This is a genomic window from Dokdonia sp. Dokd-P16, assembly GCF_003095655.1.
Classification (GTDB): domain Bacteria; phylum Bacteroidota; class Bacteroidia; order Flavobacteriales; family Flavobacteriaceae; genus Dokdonia.
The window spans coordinates 1581179-1599895 of sequence record NZ_CP029151.1; the positions used below are offsets into that span (position 1 = coordinate 1581179).

The 18717-nt window shown below is 38.1% G+C and carries 15 protein-coding genes; 8 read left to right on the forward strand and 7 right to left on the reverse strand.

Annotated elements, in window-relative coordinates; all coding sequences use genetic code 11:
* Positions 1-106 precede the first annotated feature (106 nt).
* Positions 107-1606, reverse strand: a complete 1500-nt coding sequence (locus DCS32_RS07215; protein ID WP_108877653.1) for a M20/M25/M40 family metallo-hydrolase — start codon at positions 1604-1606, stop codon at positions 107-109.
* A 210-nt stretch (positions 1607-1816) separates the two neighbouring features.
* Between DCS32_RS07215 and DCS32_RS07220 the strand changes: the two genes are divergently transcribed.
* The 3 genes from DCS32_RS07220 to DCS32_RS07230 all read left to right on the forward strand — a co-directional run bounded on the left by DCS32_RS07220 (position 1817) and on the right by DCS32_RS07230 (position 5522).
* The gene (locus DCS32_RS07220) at positions 1817-3613 is read left to right on the forward strand and encodes an AMP-dependent synthetase/ligase (RefSeq protein ID WP_108877654.1); all 1797 of its coding nucleotides are present in this window, start codon (positions 1817-1819) and stop codon (positions 3611-3613) included.
* Between the two features lie 108 nt (positions 3614-3721).
* Positions 3722-4288 carry a DUF3109 family protein gene (locus DCS32_RS07225; RefSeq protein ID WP_013750447.1) on the forward strand — a complete coding sequence of 189 codons (567 nt, stop codon included), beginning with the start codon at positions 3722-3724 and terminating at the stop codon, positions 4286-4288.
* 91 nt (positions 4289-4379) lie between these two features.
* On the forward strand, positions 4380-5522 hold the full coding sequence (locus DCS32_RS07230; protein WP_108877655.1) for a methionine aminotransferase: 1143 nt from the start codon (positions 4380-4382) through the stop codon (positions 5520-5522).
* On the opposite strand, the gene DCS32_RS07235 is transcribed toward DCS32_RS07230, so the two are convergent.
* Positions 5519-6031, reverse strand: a complete 513-nt coding sequence (locus tag DCS32_RS07235) for a DUF1440 domain-containing protein (protein ID WP_013750445.1) — start codon at positions 6029-6031, stop codon at positions 5519-5521. The two genes, DCS32_RS07230 and DCS32_RS07235, sit on opposite strands and share 4 nt — an antisense overlap.
* A gap of 215 nt (positions 6032-6246) precedes the next feature.
* Here DCS32_RS07235 and DCS32_RS07240 point away from each other — a divergent pair, with 215 nt between their 5' ends.
* A complete protein-coding gene (locus tag DCS32_RS07240) occupies positions 6247-6717 on the forward strand; it encodes an ankyrin repeat domain-containing protein (RefSeq protein WP_108877656.1) in 471 nt (156 codons plus the stop codon).
* A 76-nt stretch (positions 6718-6793) separates the two neighbouring features.
* On the opposite strand, the gene DCS32_RS07245 is transcribed toward DCS32_RS07240, so the two are convergent.
* The 3 genes from DCS32_RS07245 to DCS32_RS07255 are packed head-to-tail and all read right to left on the reverse strand — an operon-like array spanning position 6794 to position 10066.
* On the reverse strand, positions 6794-7456 hold the full coding sequence (locus tag DCS32_RS07245) for an HAD family hydrolase (protein WP_108877657.1): 663 nt from the start codon (positions 7454-7456) through the stop codon (positions 6794-6796).
* Positions 7457-8155 carry a PolC-type DNA polymerase III gene (locus DCS32_RS07250; RefSeq protein ID WP_108877658.1) on the reverse strand — a complete coding sequence of 233 codons (699 nt, stop codon included), beginning with the start codon at positions 8153-8155 and terminating at the stop codon, positions 7457-7459. It abuts the gene before it with no gap.
* Complete coding sequence (locus DCS32_RS07255; RefSeq protein ID WP_108877659.1) at positions 8156-10066, reverse strand: DUF294 nucleotidyltransferase-like domain-containing protein; 1911 nt, start codon at positions 10064-10066, stop codon at positions 8156-8158.
* A 67-nt stretch (positions 10067-10133) separates the two neighbouring features.
* Between DCS32_RS07255 and DCS32_RS07260 the strand changes: the two genes are divergently transcribed.
* Positions 10134-10913, forward strand: a complete 780-nt coding sequence (locus DCS32_RS07260; protein ID WP_239057577.1) for an amidohydrolase — start codon at positions 10134-10136, stop codon at positions 10911-10913.
* On the opposite strand, the gene DCS32_RS07265 is transcribed toward DCS32_RS07260, so the two are convergent.
* Both DCS32_RS07265 and DCS32_RS07270 read right to left on the reverse strand, forming a co-directional pair.
* Positions 10900-12564, reverse strand: coding sequence for an Ig-like domain-containing protein (locus tag DCS32_RS07265; RefSeq protein WP_108877661.1), 1665 nt, complete (start codon positions 12562-12564; stop codon positions 10900-10902). The two genes, DCS32_RS07260 and DCS32_RS07265, sit on opposite strands and share 14 nt — an antisense overlap.
* 41 nt (positions 12565-12605) lie before the next feature.
* Complete coding sequence (locus DCS32_RS07270; protein ID WP_108877662.1) at positions 12606-13286, reverse strand: ComF family protein; 681 nt, start codon at positions 13284-13286, stop codon at positions 12606-12608.
* 37 nt (positions 13287-13323) lie between these two features.
* Between DCS32_RS07270 and DCS32_RS07275 the strand changes: the two genes are divergently transcribed.
* The 3 genes from DCS32_RS07275 to DCS32_RS07285 all read left to right on the forward strand — a co-directional run bounded on the left by DCS32_RS07275 (position 13324) and on the right by DCS32_RS07285 (position 18710).
* Positions 13324-14223, forward strand: coding sequence for a hypothetical protein (locus DCS32_RS07275; protein WP_162533612.1), 900 nt, complete (start codon positions 13324-13326; stop codon positions 14221-14223).
* 166 nt (positions 14224-14389) lie between these two features.
* Complete coding sequence (locus tag DCS32_RS07280; protein ID WP_108877664.1) at positions 14390-15925, forward strand: glycine--tRNA ligase; 1536 nt, start codon at positions 14390-14392, stop codon at positions 15923-15925.
* A gap of 118 nt (positions 15926-16043) precedes the next feature.
* A complete protein-coding gene (locus tag DCS32_RS07285) occupies positions 16044-18710 on the forward strand; it encodes a GEVED domain-containing protein (RefSeq protein WP_108877665.1) in 2667 nt (888 codons plus the stop codon).
* Positions 18711-18717: the final 7 nt, after the last annotated feature.

Here is an 18717-nt window from a genome sequence, read left to right on the forward strand (position 1 = left end):
TTATGCAATATTTCTTCTATAATGTGGTAAATAGCTCTAAATTTTAAAGGATGCAGTTGTGCGTATTAGTTCGCTTTCGCGAAAGCGTAACAACACAAAAACCTTCCTAAAAAGCTGTTTCAAGTAATGCTAGACACACCTTAATACCTTGTCTAATATTCCCTATGCGTATATTCTCATTAGGATTATGCTGATTGTTATCCATATTAACCAGCGGAAGTATAACTGTAGGAACATCTAGCGCCTTAATCACGGGAACAATAGGCACGGTGCCACCCATCATCCTAATTGTAATAGGATCTTCACCAAAAGATTGTGATAGCGCTTTCCTCATTTTTTTGCCAAAAGCATTATCTGGATCTGTTCTAAATGCATTTACAGAAGTCTTACCTATAAACGTGGCTATTTTAGGATAAGCAAGTCTTTCCTCCTCTGTGGGTGCTCGATCTATAAGGTGATAACCTTGTTTAGTGATGTGCTTTTTAATCTTTTCTAATTGAGCATCACCATCTGTTTCTGGAACAAGGCGTATGTCAAGGTTTGCAATGGCATACTCTGGAACTACAGTTTTGAGACCTTCACCTGTCCATGAAGTCCCTATTTGTCTAACGTTAAGAGAAGGAAATTGCAGCGCTTCTTGATATGAGTTTCCAACTTTTTCGGCGGTGTGAACACCTAGTTTGTTATTAAACTCAGTAAGCTCAAAAGGTACAGAAGAGAGTACTTGAGCCGTTTCTGGAGTGATGGTAATTCCGTCATAATAATTTTCAATGAGGACCTTACCATCATCATCTTTCATGGTAGTAAGCAGGTTTGCAAGTCTAAAAACCGGGTTAGGTGCATAATTACCATAATGACCACTATGTTGAGGTAGGCGGGCACCATAGGTGGTAATTGCCGCAGTAGCAATCCCTCTACAGCCAAAGGTAAGTGTAGGTTTATTTGAGTCATGAGCAGGACCATCCATTACTACAAAGTAATCTGCAGCATATCTACTTTTATAAGTGTCTAGAGTAGAAAGTAAAGCAGTTGAGTTATATTCTTCTTCTGGATCAAAAATTACTTTGATATTAAAAGTAGGCTCTTTCTGTTGTTCTATTAAAAGTTGTAGCGCAGTGATAAATATCATAATGGGTGCTTTGTCATCTGCGGCGGCTCTACCATAAATACGCCAGTTATCGTCTATTTTACTATCTAGTTGATCCCAAGAAATCGCTTTATAATCCCCAGAGCTGTTTTTCTCCTTGAGTACAGGAGTGAAAGGGTCTTCTTGATCCCATGTTGCAGGGTTTACTGCCTGTCCATCTATATGAACATAAAAGAGTACTGTTTTGTAATTTGGGTTATACTCTTTCTCTACGAGAAGAATAGGGAGCGTACTAGTTTCTAGTAAGCTAGTTGTAAAATCTAGCGCCTTGTAACGCTCTTCTACAAAGGCAATATTTTCTAGCATTAAAGCCGGGTTTGAAGGCAAGTTAGGAATGCTCACAAAGGCTTTATGTTCAATAAGAGTTTTCTTGAGATTTTGATCTATAAGTGCATCTACGGGAGATTGAGCAACACCTATAAAAGCAGTAAATAAGAGACAAAGAGGCCAGAGTTTCATAGAAGATAATTTTAAGAATTGTTGCTGTGTTAAATACTACCGTATGGTAGATAAATATAAGGTTTTCTGCTAGGATGGTTCATTTCTATTAACAGAGGTTAATAAAAGCGTGTTATTATACGCTACTAAGGCCAATAAAAGAAGAAACGGTCTATTAATGTTTAATTTTGGAAAACCTCAATGATTAAATATCGTAATTAATTACAGTTTATGGATTACAAGCACCTAGTAGTAAATGTCAAGGAAAATGCGCTACGCTTTGAAAACAAGAATGCGCTTTACGTAAAGAATGAGACACTTAATACTTGGGAAGGTATAAGCTGGAAAAATATGCATCAGCGTGTTGAAAATCTTTCTAAAGGTTTACTGCAGTTTGGTGTTGAAACACAGCATAACGTAGCCATCTTTGCCGAAAATATGCCTAACTGGATTATTGCAGACCTTGCGATAATGAGCATAAGAGCAGTAACGGTACCTATCTATGCAACGTGCTCTACAAAGGAAGTAGACTATGTGATAAATGATGCTGAGATAAGCTTACTTTTTGTGGGTAATCAGCATGAATATGATCAAGCTTATGAGCTTCTAGAAAGCTCTTCATACTTAAAGCTTATTGTAGCTCTTACAGATACCATTAAGTTACAATCATCTGTTTCTTCTATGTATTTAGAAGACTTTGTTGCTACTAGCCCTACCCAAGAAATTGAAGATATCTACGTAAAGAGACAACAAGACCTTGATATAAATGATCTAGCGAGTATTATTTACACCTCAGGAACCACAGGAGAACCTAAAGGTGTGATGATAGACCATACTAATATAGGAGCTTCCCTTGCAGCTCATAGATATGAACTCGACATCTCTGATAAAGATGTGTCATTAAGCTTTTTACCACTTAGTCATATTTTTGAGCGTAGTTGGGTGTTTTTCTGTTTACACATGGGGATTGAAGTGTACTTTAATCAAGATCCAAAGAAAATTGCAGAGGTTCTCAAAGAAGTGCGACCAACGGTGATGTGTACGGTGCCTCGTATTTTTGAAAAAATTTATGCTGCCATACAGAGTAAAACAAAAGAAGCTTCGCCTACAAAGCAGAAACTTGCAAGCTGGGCATTAGGGGTAGGTAACGATTATTATAACAAGCACCAGCGACTAGAGAAAAAAGTGCCACTAGCATTACAGCTCAAATATAAAATTGCAGATAAGATTGTGTTGAGCAAGCTGCGTGCACTCTTTGGAGGGCGTATTAAATTTATGCCTTGTGGTGGAGCGCCACTTGCGGCAGATATGGTTTCATTTTTTCACTCCTTTGGTCTTGACGTAAAATGTGGCTACGGACTCACAGAAACGACCGCAACAGTATCTTTATTTGGATACACAAACTTTGAATTTAACTCTGCTGGTAAAAGCATAGAAGGCACTCAGATTAAGATAGGAGAAAATGATGAAATCCTTGTAAAAGGTCCTGGTGTGATGCAAGGTTACTACAAAAAGCCAGAAGCTACAGCTCAGGTTTTTAAGGACGGATGGTTTTGTACAGGAGATGCAGGTAGATTAGATAAAGACGGAAATCTTTTTATCACAGATAGAATCAAGGATTTAATGAAAACCTCAGGTGGTAAATATATCGCTCCTCAAAAGTTAGAAACAGCGCTTATCAGTGATTCGCTTATTGAGCAACTTGCAGTAATTGGAGATCAGCAAAAATATGTAACTGCACTTGCGGTTCCTAATTTTGAGAATTTGAAGAAGTATGCCGTTGAGAATAGTATCTCATTTGAGAGTATGGAAGAGCTCATTAAAGACAATAAGGTCTTAGCACTTTTTGAAAAACGCTTTGACGAGCTTCAGCAAGAATTCTCAGCTTTTGAGAAGATAAAAAAGTTTACGCTGCTTCCTCGTGAGTTCAGCATAGAAGAAGGGGAAATAACGCCTACCTTAAAAATTAAAAGAAAAATAGTTCAGAAAAAATACAAAGCACTTATTGATAAGATGTACGCAGAGTAGTTAGTCTGGGGTATTACGCTTTCGCGAAAGCGTAAATATTTACAACCATAAATAATCTCGCTACTCACACATTCTTACTTCATACTTTCCAAGTATCTTTGCCCAACTATGTTCCAACTCAAAAAAACCATCGTTTCTGAAGACATTATCGAAAAAGATTTTGTCTGTAATCTTAATGCTTGTAAAGGAGAGTGCTGCATCGCAGGTGAAGCTGGCGCGCCACTTGAAGAAGATGAGGTTACCATCATGGCAGATATTTATGATAAGGTAAAACCTTTTTTACGCCCAGAGGGAATTGCTGCAATTGAGGAGCAGGGAACGAGCATCGTGCGTGATGGTGAGCTTGAGACACCGCTAGTAAATGGAGCCGAGTGTGCTTATGTGACTTTTAATGACAAAGGCTGGGCAAGTTGTGGTATTGAGGATGCTTACAATGCAGGAGAAGTGTCTTGGCGTAAGCCTATTTCTTGCCACTTATACCCTATTCGCGTGCAAAAATACAGCTCATTTTCTGCAGTAAATTATCATCGCTGGCCTATCTGTAGCGATGCTTGCTCACTGGGGAAAGAACTATCTGTGCCAGTTTATAAATTTACTAAGGATGCGTTGATACGTAAATTTGGCGAAGAGTGGTATACAGAACTAGAGAAGACCGCTCAAGAAATGGGTAAATAATGTAGTGCCCTATGCGGACTTAAAAATCCTATACTACAAAGTTGCATGTTATCTTTTAGAGATGCCTTATCTTTAATCACAAAGACGATACATGCACTTTCATTCAAAACTTCCTGACGTTAGTACTACTATTTTTACGGTAATGAGTAAGATGGCACATGAACATCAAGCTATTAATCTTGCACAAGGATTTCCGGGCTTTGATAGTGATCCAAAACTGCAACAGCTTGTTACAAAAGCAATGAGTGATGGGTATAATCAGTATGCTCCTATGCAAGGTGTTTACAGCTTGCGAGAAGAAATCACTCAAAAGCTCAATACCTTATATGGAAGTGATTATCATCCTGAGACAGAAGTTACAGTAACTGCTGGAGCGACCCAAGCTATTTACACAATTGTATCTGCTTTTATACGTCCAGATGATGAAGTAATTATATTAAAGCCAGCTTATGATTGTTATGAGCCTGCAGTAATTGTAAATGGCGGTAAAGTAGTCCCTATCCAACTCAAAGCGCCAGATTATAAAGTAAACTGGAAAGCGGTGGAAGATGCCATCACGCCTAAGACTAAAATGATATTCATTAATACTCCGCACAATCCTACGGGTACTATTCTTGATAAAGAAGATATGCTGGAGCTAGAGCGTATTCTTGAAGGTACAGATATCATATTATTGAGTGATGAGGTGTATGAGCATATAGTCTTTGATGGCAAACGTCATGAGAGTGTGGCTCGTTACCCAGCTTTAAGAGCACGCAGTTTTATTACGGCATCTTTTGGGAAGACCTTTCATAATACAGGGTGGAAAATGGGATACACTGTAGCTCCCAAAGAGTTGATGGCAGAGTTTCAAAAAGTACATCAGTTTAATGTGTTTTCTGTACACCATCCTTCTCAAAAAGCATTTGCTCAGTACCTCAAGGAGCCTAGTCATTATCTAGAACTCAACGATTTTTATCAGCAGAAAAGAGATTTGTTTTTAGACCTAATTGAAGGTTCGCGATTTACAGCAAAGCCTGCCGCAGGTACCTACTTTCAGATGCTGGATTATTCTGTAATTACTAATGAGAGTGATACCGCTTTCGCGAAAGCGTTAACCATAGACCATAAACTAGCGTCTATACCAACGTCGGTATTTAATGTGAATCAAGAAGATTTTAAAATGCTACGATTTTGTGTCGCCAAAGATGACGAAACACTAAAAAAAGCTGCCGAAATTTTAACTAGTATCTAGTCATCTAGTTTACGTGCCACCCAACCTCGTATGAGTTCTGCTGTTACTCCAAAGGCGACATGTGCAAGAAATTCGTTTGCTTGTAATTTTACTGGTATATCTTTAGGCTCGTCTTCTAGGCCCATTAATGGTAGTGAGGTTTCATGCGTTGCAAGATATGCTGTCGTACCAAAGAGCGCTCCCTCTACCAGGTTAGTTTCTGGTCTATCACGTTTTGCATAGCCTAAACTAGCTCCTAATGTAAGGCCTATAGGGATATTTACTAGCTGTTCGGCTAGATCTCGATTTGATGTGCTCACAGGTTCTCCAGTGAGCTTCTCAGAGATGTTATCTACTAGTTTGAGTTGCGCACTTTCAGTGTTTGGCTGTCTTACTGGTAATACTCGTTCTATGGCACTTTTAACAATGGTACCTGCTAGACCGCCCAATACTCCAGCAATCACTCCGCGAGTAGCGGTAGATGCTATATTATCTTTTTCAAGCCAGTTAGAAAGTGCAGTATTACTCATAGTAGTTAGTGTTTTATGACCCTAAAGTACTTTTTAAGGCCTAGTAGAGCTCTTAAGATAATTATAATTAACAATTAATTAAATAGCTATAGCAACATGTAAATATCAATTCTATCAAGAGACGTTAAATTAAGGTGAGTATATCATTTTTGTTTTTATCTTTATGTTTTCGGAGCAAGTAGGTAAGGTGCTTCACAAAGTATAGACTGTAAGTTATGAATGACAAATTATTTGACGCAATACGCAACGGAGATCTAGAGATGGTGCAAGCAATTATTACTGCTCATCCAGAACTTGTAAACATTAAAGATCAACGTGGTTCTACCCCTTTATTACTTGCCACTTACTATGGAAATCAAGACATAAGCGAGGCTATTTTAAAACATAAGCCAGACCTTAATGCTAAGGATAGCTCTGGAAATACGGCGCTTATGGGTGTTTGTTTTAAAGGATACCCAGTAATTGCAAAACTACTTATCGAGAGTGGGGCAGATGTAAATGCTGTTAATCTTAATCATGCTACAGCCCTCATTTATGCAGCTACTTTTGCGCAGTCAGAAATAGCACAAATGCTTATTGAAAATGGAGCCAACTTGTCTCATAAAGATGAAAAAGGTAACACCGCTTTTGATCACGCAAAAATGCAAGGATCTACAAACTTGATGGAAATCTTAGAGGAAAAATAGATTTGTTGCTGCTATGCCGCTTTCGCGAAAATGTGACCCGTCAAAAACAGTCTCAAGCATAAATAGTTTTCACATCTTACTTTAATGAATTTAGGTCAAATTTTCTATAATCTTCTACCCAATTCTTACAGCCATTATCTAGCATCGCTTCACGATTTTTTGTGCCTATACCCAAAAACGAAATATCGAGTTCTTGCGCGGCTTTCAAATCCCAAAGCCCATCACCTACAGCAATGATATTATCAAAGGACGTTCTATTGTAATATTCTTCAGACTTCTGTATAGCTTCTTTTACAAACCCCACTCGAGAAATATTATGTAACGAAGTTGCAAGCACTTCAGGAATAAAAGGGACTTGAGAGCCCTCCATTTTTATAGCAGTAGCTTTTGGAAAAGCACCCGTTCCATAAGCAAATGGAATCTGCATTTCTTGCAATTTTAATAACAGTGAGCGCGCGCCTGGGATTTCACTCACAGGGTTGCATTTAGATAATTCTTTACCCAGTAAGTGGTCTAGCTCATATCTTAAGTTGGCTGGAGCTTTCTTGTTAAAAGTACGCTCGTAATTATACTCTAGCGCATACAAATCTGTATGGTGTAGATAGTTGTCATAATCAGTGTCTATATTTTGAAGTCCTATATCTGCTAGAACTTTAGTTATAACAGGTAGATAGGTTGGAATACTATCTGTGAGCGTTCCATCTATATCAAAAACGAAAAGTGTGTCTTTTGTAATCATCTAGTTTTTTCTGAATAATTGTTTAACGGTAAGTGACCCATCGCTGTTTAATCGCTTTACGATTTTTATGAAAGCAATGGCTGTGATAAGCGCATCTCCGGCAGAGGTATGTCTATCGTGCAAAGGAATTTTGAGCGCTTCGGCAAGTTCATCTAGCGTGTATCTTTTTTCTTGTAATGATCTGTTTATAGGATGCACAAGTCTTTTGTACAACGTTTCTGTATCTAGCACTCTATTTTTAAGTTTTCCTAGTTGAGCACGTTTGAGAGCTGCATTAATTACTGCAACGTCAAAACCTATGTGGTGCCCTATAAGAATGTCTGTTCCTATAAACTCTAAACATCTTTCTATTGCCTCTTGTTCATTTACTTGCTCATAGCTTCCATTGCGCAAGATGCCGTGTATTTTTGCGCTTTCAGGCTTGTATACATCTTGTTTGAGGTAAAGCTCTAGGCTCTGTGCTATAGAAATCTCATTGTTAATTACGGTGACCGCTCCTATAGATAGAATACGATCTTCTTTATAATGTAAACCAGTGGTTTCGGTGTCAAATACTACAAAGCGAGTAGTATGGAGCTTTTTTCCATCTAAGGTACTACCTAAAAACCCTGCCTTACTTTTCTCTTGAGAAAAAGCAGCAAGATACTGTGTCCAAAATTTTGGAAAATCTCTTTGAGGTGATGTAGTAAATAATCCCATCTAGCTCAAATTTTGAGTTTGAAAACGTACACGTAATACTTCTTGTAAATCGCGTAGTGGTTTAAAGCATCGTTTTAGTTTGAGACGTTCCTCCTTTGATAAATCGGCTAGTTTAATGAAGCGGCCGCTATCATCGTTGCGCAACCCTTGTTTGACTCTAAATTTAAGAAGTGCTTTAAATGCGTATGCGCAGCTTTCAAAGAGTTCTTTGTTTTGAGGTTCTAGCTCTGCAAGCTTTTCAAAACGTTCTGAGGTATGATTTATGTTGCGCAGGTTATGGTAGAGAGAAAGCACTCTGGCGCCACTTATTAATGGAGCCATAGCTCGATTTTTTATATCAAATTCGTCTTTATGTGCACCATCTGACTCCACTAGAAAGTTGCGAAAGAAACTCACCGGCGGCGGATTTTTAAGTGCGTCCTTTGCCATAAATCTAAAAAAGACAGAAGATGTAGATAGTTGGTCATAAATAGAGGCGGTAAGTTCTCCTACTAATTCCTGAGTTCCATAGACCATTCTATAGTCAAAGAATATTCCCGATAGCAACATGCTTTCTGGAGATGGATCTTTGATCCATGTAGAAAACTGAATTTTCCACTCAGAAAGTGATAAACAGTATAAAGGATTACTTCCCATCATATCTGCAGGGCAGTAATCATAACCTATTTTATGAAGGCGTTTATTCATCCTATTTGCTAGATGCAGAAAGTAATTTTTAGTCGCCTCATTATTTTCTGGTGACACATCCTCATAAATAAGAGCGTTATCTTGATCTGTATACAGTAATTGCTCCTCTCGACCTTGACTTCCTAATGCAAGCCATGTAAATGGTACTGGAGGATTATGTGCCATCTTACTTAATGAGAGCTGCATAGTGCGTTGCATGAGAGCATCTTTAAGCTCAGAAAAAATATTAAGAATATGTGATATGGGTAAGTTTTGGTCTAGGTAGCGCTCAAGAAGAAGCGTTGCTTTTTCCCAAGTAAATCTGAGCATTTTGGTTTTTTTTGCTCGTTTTATTTCCTTTACGAGTTCGGCGGGACTGTTACCGTAAGCGACCACAATGTCATGCTTACTTAACACACCTATTACCTTTGTGCTAGCTGTACCGTCCTCGGTAATTATGAGGTGACTTATTCCATTTTTGAGCAATATAAGTTGCGCTTGAGTTACGGTTATCTTTGGAACGGCACAGACAACCTGAGTAATCATTGCATCGCGTACTACGTGATTACTAGAGATGATATTATTTGCAATAGCATTACGTAATTCTCGATTTGTGAGAACACCCACTGGTATTGAATCTGTAGTAATGACTAAACACCCTATGCGATGTTGTTGCATCAATCTGGCTGCTTCTTGTATGGAAGTTTCTGGGGAGCAAGTAATGATGGAGGTGCTATATCGTGCTTGTTCTAAGCCCAGTAAATGTGCGCCGCGTTCAGGCTCATAGGTGTTCAGTAATGAGCCACTTTGCTGTAAAGTATATGGATCTTTAATATTTGATGCAAAGCTAGCGATGAGGTAATTTGAAATGGCTTTGTTCGCTTTCGCGAAAGCGGAAAACTCCTCCATAGGTAACGTATAGAGTATCGTCTCTTCCTTTGCCGTAGCAGTCGTTCTATAGGTATCTGTAGAGGTTACTTTAAGACCAAAAAGATCTCCTTCATCGCAAATGTCTACCACCTTAATCACATCCTTGGATGGTCTCGTAAGTTTTATAGCCCCTTGCTGAACGATATAAAAACGATCATTATAAGCTTGATCACGATTAAAAATGACTTCATCCTTATCCAAGTAAAGTACAGAAGCTTGACTACAAATATCCAGCAAATCACCTTCGGCCATAAATTGAAATGGTGGAAACTGTTTTAAAAAATCATAGATTCTTTGAGCAATTGTGTTTTGCATAGCGTGTACGTATTCATTGTAAAGATAGTACAGATGGAAAGTTCTACCATAAATGTATCTTTATACTATGAAATCAGAAACATTACAAGTAAGTCTCATACAAACTTCGCTTTTTTGGGAAGACGCAAATCGTAATAGAGCACATCAAGAAACATTAATAGCAAAGGTGCCTGATGGAACTCACCTTATTGTACTACCAGAGATGTTTACCACTGGGTTTTCTATGAGTCCGCAATCACTAGCCGAAACTATGGATGGAGAAACTGTCCAGTGGATGAAGCAACAGGCCTTAAAGTCACAAGCAGCCATCTGCGGAAGTTTAATAATAAGCGAAGGAGGTCTTTATCACAATCGTTTTATATTTGTCACTCCAGAAGGAGAATCAACGAGCTATAATAAGCGTCATACATTTAATATGGCTGGTGAGGGAGAGCAGTATAAAGCGGGTGATAAACAGGTGGTTGTTAATTATAAAGGCTGGAAGATTTTTCCGCAGATTTGTTATGACTTGCGTTTTCCGGTGTATGCGCGTAATACATCTGATTATGATCTCATTATTTACGTTGCAAACTGGCCAAAAACCAGAATAGCGGCTTGGGATACGCTCCTTAGAGCTAGAGCTATAGAAAACATGTCTTACTGTATAGGAGTAAACCGCGTGGGAGTAGATGGTAATAACCTTGAATATATAGGGCACTCTGCTGTATATGATGTGCTAGGAGACGAGATGGTAACAGCGCACACTCAAGAAGGCGTAGTGACCACTACGTTAACCAAAGCGCATGTAAATGACACCAGAAGTAAGTTGCCTTTTCTAGAAGACAAAGACAGATTTACTCTTGAATAGTATCCTTAACCTTGGTTTTCTTAGGAAGTAGTTCAAATGTTTCTTTAGCAAACCAACTAGGTCGTACATCAATTTCTCCAGGGAAATTAATAATCACCTCTGGTTGTTTTTTCTGTAAATAATTTCCTGAGTCAAAAACACGGTTATTATTGGAGTCCTCTATAAGGCGTATTTTATACGAGCCTGGTTTGAGGAGCTTAAAGTTAAAAACAGTCTCTTGAAGAGAGTATTGCGTTTCTATAACCTCATCACTTTTATCCATTAACTGGATGATGTAAGGGAAGTTGTTTGCGTTTTTAAGGGTGAGCTCTATATCTCCATAATCTGAGAACTCCTTAGTGTTTGCTTTATAGAAAAGAGTATCATTCTGTTGGCCAAAAAAGTCTGTAATCGCATTAGGTAGCGCTTTGATACTATAACTAGCTTTTTCCTCTTTCTCAAAATCAATATCTAGAGAAGTCCCGTTATCTTGTAAAGAATAGGTAAAAGGAATCTCGACAGAGTCTTTTACAACGGTTATTAAAGATTTATTAATGGTGTCTATTGGAATATTGCTGAGTATGCGATACGGTTTGTCTAGCAACACAGCATTGCGATATTTTGAAGAGAAGGCTAGAGAATCTAGTTTTGGCTTACGTATTCTAGCCTGCAGGGTGTCACTATAACCAGGAGCACTAATATTAAAGACGAGCGAGTCAAGTGATACTCGTGGTTTGTACCAATAATACAGAGTGTCCTCTCCTTTTTTTGTGATAGTAGTTTCATAATTATTTCCCACATTAGTTAAGAGGTTTATGGCTATACTATCTATATAACCACTAATACCAAAGGCAATTTTACCCTCTGCAGCATGCTTAGGGCGAGAGGCTTTATAAGCGGGTGTTTCTGAAAATAACTTTAATGTATATGACGAGTCGGTTGGGACAGTTACAAAATCTTCTATAAAAGCTACTTTGTCCTTTTTGGGTTGAAAAGTATAATTGGCATCTTCATCTTTTAAAGCTACAAGCGCATACGTTCCAGGTTTTAGATAGTCTAGTTCAAAGGTGTTAAGGCTATCTAAGGTGTTTGTAACATATAATGGAGGCTTATTATAAATAGTAGAATCTGTATACGTGCTATCTGCTTCATAAAGCATCACGGTCACAAAATTATCAGGCTTGTCTAAGATCGCATCTACAATTGTTCCAGACACAGTAAGACTATCTATATAGTCTCCTGTAGACATCACATACTTAAACGAAGGAAAAGGATTTCCTTCATTATTATCTACAATACTGAGCCCAAAATTGAAAACATAGGTCGTATTAGCAGCAAGTGTATCTTGGATTTTAATCTCTATGTATTTTGAGGCAGACCCCTGTGGAGAGATTACTCTATTGATAATAGGAGGAGAGATAATAAGTTGTTTTCTAAGGTCTTTGAGTTTTACATACTCATCAAAATAAATACGAATTTCATCTCCTTCAAAGTTTGTAGTAAAATTAGGAGGTGTAGACTTTACAAAAACTGGAGGCAAACTATCCATAGGTCCTCCGGTAGGAGAACCACGTTTTGCACAGTTTACGAGAGTAAGTGCCATACTTACCATAACTACTATAAATGTAGCTACTCGTCTTCTATTAAAATGATACCAAGGATTATCTGTCATGCGACTACAAAGAAACAATTATTTTAACCAAAACGAAATACCTATTGTGCTATTGCCATCACGGCAATACTTAATTTAATATTAGGTATTTTAAGAAGTTGCAACGCACATGATTCTAAAGTTGCTCCAGTAGTTAAAATATCATCACATAGTAAGATATGTTTACCTTCAAAATTGCGATTCATTGTAATTGAAAAAGCATCAAGAACTTCATCACTGCGTGTAAAACGCCCTTTAAATACTTGTGTTTTTGTATTTTTTGATTTGACAAGCACGTCATCTACATAATGAGCTTCTAATGCTTTGGCTAGTGATTTACCAAAGCCTTCCACTTGATTGTATCCTCTTTTTCTTTTCTTCTTTGGGTGTATAGGTACTGGAACTACTGCATCTATACGATTATATTCTTCAAGAGTTTTGAGATCTTCACCAAGCCATGCCCCTAGAAAGCCACTTATCTCATGCTGTCCTCTGTATTTGAGATTATGCATGAGTTCTTGCACAGGACCTTTCTTTTCAAAATAAAATAATGCGGTTGCATTTTCTATATTGAGGCGACCGTAAAATACTTTTTTGATTGCAGGGTCGTTGTACCTATGAAAATCTGTGAGAGGTAATGTATGCCTACAATGTGTACATATCATATTTTCGGCAGCGATGAGTTCGCTGTCGCAAGATTTACAGGTTTCTGGAAAAAATAGAGAACGGAGCGATTGTAGCAATGGCTTATACTTTTTTTTTCTAAATTAACCCCTTTATGTGAATAATAGAACATCTATGCGTACTAAAAGTACCAATAATACCTTATTACTCCTTGTAATCTTACTATGTCTTGTAGTTGCAGGGCTAGGATTTCACACCTATAATTTTCAAAACGAAGTGCAGCAACGAGAGGCGCAACTAATAGATGACAAAGAAAGAGTCACCGCACAGCTCGACGAGGAATTGTCTAAATATAGCAGTCTTTTAAAAGAGAGAGATGCATTAAAAGGAGAACTCAAACAAGCGCAATCAAGACTCTTACAGCTCAAGGAAACACTAAGAGACGACGACCTGAGTAGATCAAAAATGCAGCAGTTTCAAATGGAAATAAAAAGACTGCGTCGAGAGCGAGAATTTTTTATAAGTGCAAATGATAGTTTACAATTAGAAACAAAACGTCTTGTTGCATTGCAACAAGAAACACAAAAAGCACTTGATCTAGCGACAAAATCTCAAGACAGCATACAGAAATCTAATAGAGATCTAGCAGAGAGACTTACACAAGGAGCACGTCTTACAGTAAGTAATCTCGCTGCAAGAGGAGTGATTCAGCGCAACAGCGGTAAGTTTTTTATGACTTCTAGAGCGAGTCGCGTTGAGATGATGCAGGTGTGTTTTACCGTAAACGATAACCAACTTGCAGAGGTAGAAAATAAATCTTTTTACGTACAAGTACTTAATGGGCGAGGTCGCATGATAGGTGTAGAACGTAATGAAAAGTTTGAAGACGGCTCTGTGGTGCGCTATAATACAAAAACTACGATTGCATTTAATAAAACCGCATATACCATCTGCGAGCTTGTTCTGCCTGTACAGCAGATGGAAGGTGGTGATTACACTATAAATGTCTACCACGAAGGTTCTATGCTACTCTCTACCATACTTTCTTTAAAATAGAGCAATCGCAATTTCCGTTATTTCGGAGGGATTGCTATTTTTACAGCTTGTTACAAACGGAAACAAATAACTTTATTTTATTGGTTTGAGAGGTTTTTACGCTTTCGCGAAAGCGTGACCTCATACCTCATCAATATTAATAGATTGCATAATTAATCTACAGACTATGGCTCAACAAGACGATCATTTTAAAAAAGTAATATCTCACGCAAAAGAATATGGCTACATCTTTGGTAGTAGTGAGATTTATGATGGCCTAAGTGCTGTGTATGACTACGGTCAAAACGGTGTTGAGCTTAAGAAAAACATACGCGAGTACTGGTGGAAGAGTATGGTGCAAATGAACCAAAATATTGTAGGTCTAGATGCTGCAATATTTATGCATCCTACTACTTGGAAAGCTTCTGGTCACGTAGACGCATTTTCTGATCCACTTATTGATAACAAGGATTCAAAGAAGCGCTACCGTGCAGATGTACTCGTTGAAGATTATGCAGAAAAGCTCAATCAGAAAGCAGAGAAAGAAATTGCTAAGGCAGCAAAGCGTTTTGGAGAAAGCTTTGATAGAGTGCAATATGAAGCGACAAATCCTAGAGTTATGGGATATCGCGAGAAGCAAAAAAGTGCAACCGCAAGACTTGCACAATATCTAGATGCAGAAGATCTACCAGCAGTAAAAGCACTTATAGAAGAATTAGAAATAGGATGTCCTGAATCTGGATCAAAAAACTGGACAGATGTACGCCAGTTCAATTTGATGTTTGGAACAAAACTAGGAGCATCTGCAGAGACAGCAACAGATTTGTACTTACGACCAGAAACGGCTCAAGGTATATTTGTAAATTTCTTAAACGTCCAAAAAACAGGACGTATGAAGATTCCTTTTGGAATTGCTCAAACAGGGAAAGCATTTAGAAATGAGATTGTTGCGCGTCAGTTTATCTTTCGTATGCGAGAATTTGAACAAATGGAAATGCAATTTTTTGTACGTCCAGGAGAAGAAATGAAGTGGTACGAGCACTGGAAAGAGACACGCTTAAAATGGCATAAATCATTAGGTCTTGGAGAAGAGAATTATCGTTTTCATGATCATGAGAAGCTTGCGCACTATGCAAATGCAGCAACAGATATAGAATTCAACTTTCCATTTGGGTTTAAAGAGCTTGAGGGTATACACTCTAGAACAGATTTTGATCTTAAAGCACATGAAGAGCATTCTGGAAAGAAATTACAATTTTTTGACCCAGAAATTAATGAGAGCTATGTGCCTTATGTTGTAGAAACTTCAATAGGACTTGATAGAATGTTTCTAGCTGTATTTTCTGCATCACTTCAAGATGAAGAATTAGAAAACGGAACTTCAAGAGTAGTATTAAAACTACCAGCAATCTTAGCTCCTGTAAAGGCTGCAATTTTGCCTCTAGTAAAGAAAGATGGACTACCAGAAGTAGCGCAAAAAATTATAGATGATTTGAAATACGATTATCGCGTAGCTTACGATGAGAAAGATGCTGTAGGCCGTCGTTACAGACGTCAAGATGCGGCTGGAACCCCACTCTGTATAACAGTAGATCATGATACGCTAGAAGATAATATGGTAACAGTAAGAGATAGAGATAGCATGGAGCAACAGCGTGTATTAATCACAGATTTACCAGATATTCTCAATAATAAAGTGAATTTTAGACATTGGATAGCTTAAGTCCAATTACTGATATATACTAAAAACACCCATTTCATGGGTGTTTTTTTATGCTTTGGATTCAGATTTTTGTATTTTTAATAAATTTTTAACAAGCAAACCACTAAAAAACTACATTATGAAACAAATCTACTCATTGCTGGTTGCAGCTCTCTTAGCTTTTAGCTTTGGGGTGTCTGCGCAGCAAACAAATAAAGCCAGTAAAAGTGGGCTACTTTCTGCCCCTGTTGTAATACCTAGTATTGCAGATCAAATTAAAGCAGGAACACTTATATATGCGGATAATACACCAAAATTAGGTCGTGCCAAAGGCATAGGGTCTCCTAATATTGTCCCAGGTAAGGGTTCTGTAGGTAATGATCCTCTCGTAAACGCACAACGCAGTCAGGAGGTTAGCATGACACAAACAAGGTCACCTTTAACAACGTTTGTAGCAGATGTATCTTCTTTTACACCTTCTGACCCTACGGGTGCGGCCGGACCTAACCACTATATAGCTGCATGGAATGTAGGCTTTAAAATATTTAATAAGGACGGGACAGATGCTACTCCAGAAATGGACTTGAGCACTTTGTTTCCTGGAAATTCAACAGGAGATCCAATTGTTTTCTTTGATGCAAACGTAGATAATGGTGCAGGGAAACCTAGAGGGAGATATGTAATCACAGAATTCCGTAACTCTGGTGCGCCAGGTGGTAATGGATTTGACGTTGCAATATCTGCGGGTCCGGATCCGGTGAATGACCCATGGTATGTTTATGAAGCACAATTTAATGCAGGAGCATTCCCTGATTACACAAAATTTTCTGTATTTGGTGAATCTTACGTAGTTACGGCAAACATAAACTCAACTACAGAGCAAGTTTTCTTACTCGAGCGTAATAAAATGTTAAATGATGAAGCGGCTCAGTTTGTAGCTTTTGGACTTCCTGGAATTGAAAGAAATGGTTTTTATAGTCCACAAGGGTTTCATACTACGGGAGATGAGAGCGCTCCAGCAGGTACTCCAGTCCCTGTAGTTTATCTTCAAGATGATGCATGGGGAGGAGTCGATGATGACCACCTTAAAGTATGGGAAGCTACTATAGATTGGGCAGATGCTGCAAATGCAAGTATTGAACTAGCTCAAGAAATTACAACAGCAGATTTTGTAAGTGTCTTTGATGGTGGATCATTCTCAAATATTCCACAAGGCGGTGGAGGTCCAGATGTAGATGCATTGCAAGCTACGATGATGAACCAAGTACAATATAGACGTTTTCCTACTTATAACACTGTTGTAATGAATTTTGTAGTTGATGTGTTAGACCCAGGTGAAAAGGCAGGAATAAGATGGTATGAATTAAGACAAGATGGAGATGGGCAACCATGGTCTATATATCAAGAAGGTACTTATGTTACTCCAGGAAAGCGTAACGCATATCAAGGAAGTATGGCGATGGATTCTCAAGGAAATATTGCTATGGGTTATATATCATCATCAGATGAAGATCGTATTGCAATGAATTATACTGGTCGTTTTGATGGAGATCCATTAGGAGTAATGACAGTATTTGAGCAAGAACTCTTCAAAAGTACAGCAGCCTCTCCTACAGATAGGTTTGCAGATTATGTGCACTTAACTCTTGATCCAGAGAACGAGTCATTCTGGTTTATTACAGAGCAGTTTGATCCAACGCGTAGAGATGTAGTTGCTAATTTTACACTAGACGCTGCCCAGCCAGATGACCTCAGTGTTTTTAGTATTGTAACTCCTGTAGGAGAAGGAGAATATACAGGTGATGAGGATGTTATTGTAACTATAAGAAATTACGGATCAAATGCAATCACAAACCCAACTGTGCAATACACTGTAAATGGTGGAGCAGCAGTAGTAGAAACTTTTACAGGAACTATAGAGCCAGGGCTAAGTGTCGAATTTACCTTTGCTCAAGGTGCAGATCTTTCTGAGCCTGGTAACTATACACTTGATGTTTCTACTTTGTTGAGTAATGATAGCAATGTTGAGAATGATTCATTGGTGTGTGTTGCAACAAATACTGTGGGTCTAGCATGTCAACCAGATAGTGATTGTGAAGGTTTTGGTGATGGTGTGACTACCATTACATTAGCAAATCAAAATGCATTGTTAACAAATTGTACCTCTTCAGGATATAGTGATGATTCAGGAATTGAGTTTGCATTTGATAGTCCAGAGTCGTTATCTGGAACATTGCAAGTTGGTTTTACAGACTCTGCCTTTGCAATTTGGATTGATATAAATGATGATGCAACCTTTACTGAAGATGAACTTGTTGCTTCTGGTCAGGTAGCAACAGCAGATACTGATTTTGCTTTTTCAATTGATGTTACAGCCTTTGATGTGGCACAGCTTACTGCAGGGCCATTGACTATGCGTGTGAGAGGTGAAGATGAGGATACAGCTGGTGATGTTACTGATCCTTGTGATGATCTTCAATTTGGAAGAACTAATGATTATACAGCAACCTTCGCTCCAGAAGTGCTCGCGGTAGAGAGTAATGTGTTTTTAGAAACTTCTCTAAATATCACTAGTACAGATAATAAATATTTTGCTATAAATGTGAACACGCCATTTGAGGGAAGAGCTGCTATTTCTGTTTTTAATACTCTTGGACAAAGACTTGCCTATAACAATCTTAATAAAGAAGGAAATGGTTATACATATGATTTAGACATGTCATACGTTGCAGCTGGCGTTTATATCGTTCAATTTACAGATATAGATGGTGGATCTAAATTAGTAGAGAAGATAGTAGTTAGATAAATAATCG

Excerpts from the sequence above, each read along its gene's own strand:
- DCS32_RS07215 (WP_108877653.1), bottom strand. The coding sequence starts at position 1,606 with ATGAAACTCTGGCCTCTTTGTCTCTTATTTACTGCTTTTATAGGTGTT.
- DCS32_RS07220 (WP_108877654.1), top strand. The coding sequence starts at position 1,817 with ATGGATTACAAGCACCTAGTAGTAAATGTCAAGGAAAATGCGCTACGC.
- DCS32_RS07225 (WP_013750447.1), top strand. The coding sequence starts at position 3,722 with ATGTTCCAACTCAAAAAAACCATCGTTTCTGAAGACATTATCGAAAAA.
- DCS32_RS07230 (WP_108877655.1), top strand. The coding sequence starts at position 4,380 with ATGCACTTTCATTCAAAACTTCCTGACGTTAGTACTACTATTTTTACG.
- DCS32_RS07235 (WP_013750445.1), bottom strand. The coding sequence starts at position 6,031 with ATGAGTAATACTGCACTTTCTAACTGGCTTGAAAAAGATAATATAGCA.
- DCS32_RS07240 (WP_108877656.1), top strand. The coding sequence starts at position 6,247 with ATGAATGACAAATTATTTGACGCAATACGCAACGGAGATCTAGAGATG.
- DCS32_RS07245 (WP_108877657.1), bottom strand. The coding sequence starts at position 7,456 with ATGATTACAAAAGACACACTTTTCGTTTTTGATATAGATGGAACGCTC.
- DCS32_RS07250 (WP_108877658.1), bottom strand. The coding sequence starts at position 8,155 with ATGGGATTATTTACTACATCACCTCAAAGAGATTTTCCAAAATTTTGG.
- DCS32_RS07255 (WP_108877659.1), bottom strand. The coding sequence starts at position 10,066 with ATGCAAAACACAATTGCTCAAAGAATCTATGATTTTTTAAAACAGTTT.
- DCS32_RS07260 (WP_239057577.1), top strand. The coding sequence starts at position 10,134 with ATGAAATCAGAAACATTACAAGTAAGTCTCATACAAACTTCGCTTTTT.
- DCS32_RS07265 (WP_108877661.1), bottom strand. The coding sequence starts at position 12,564 with ATGACAGATAATCCTTGGTATCATTTTAATAGAAGACGAGTAGCTACA.
- DCS32_RS07280 (WP_108877664.1), top strand. The coding sequence starts at position 14,390 with ATGGCTCAACAAGACGATCATTTTAAAAAAGTAATATCTCACGCAAAA.
- DCS32_RS07285 (WP_108877665.1), top strand. The coding sequence starts at position 16,044 with ATGAAACAAATCTACTCATTGCTGGTTGCAGCTCTCTTAGCTTTTAGC.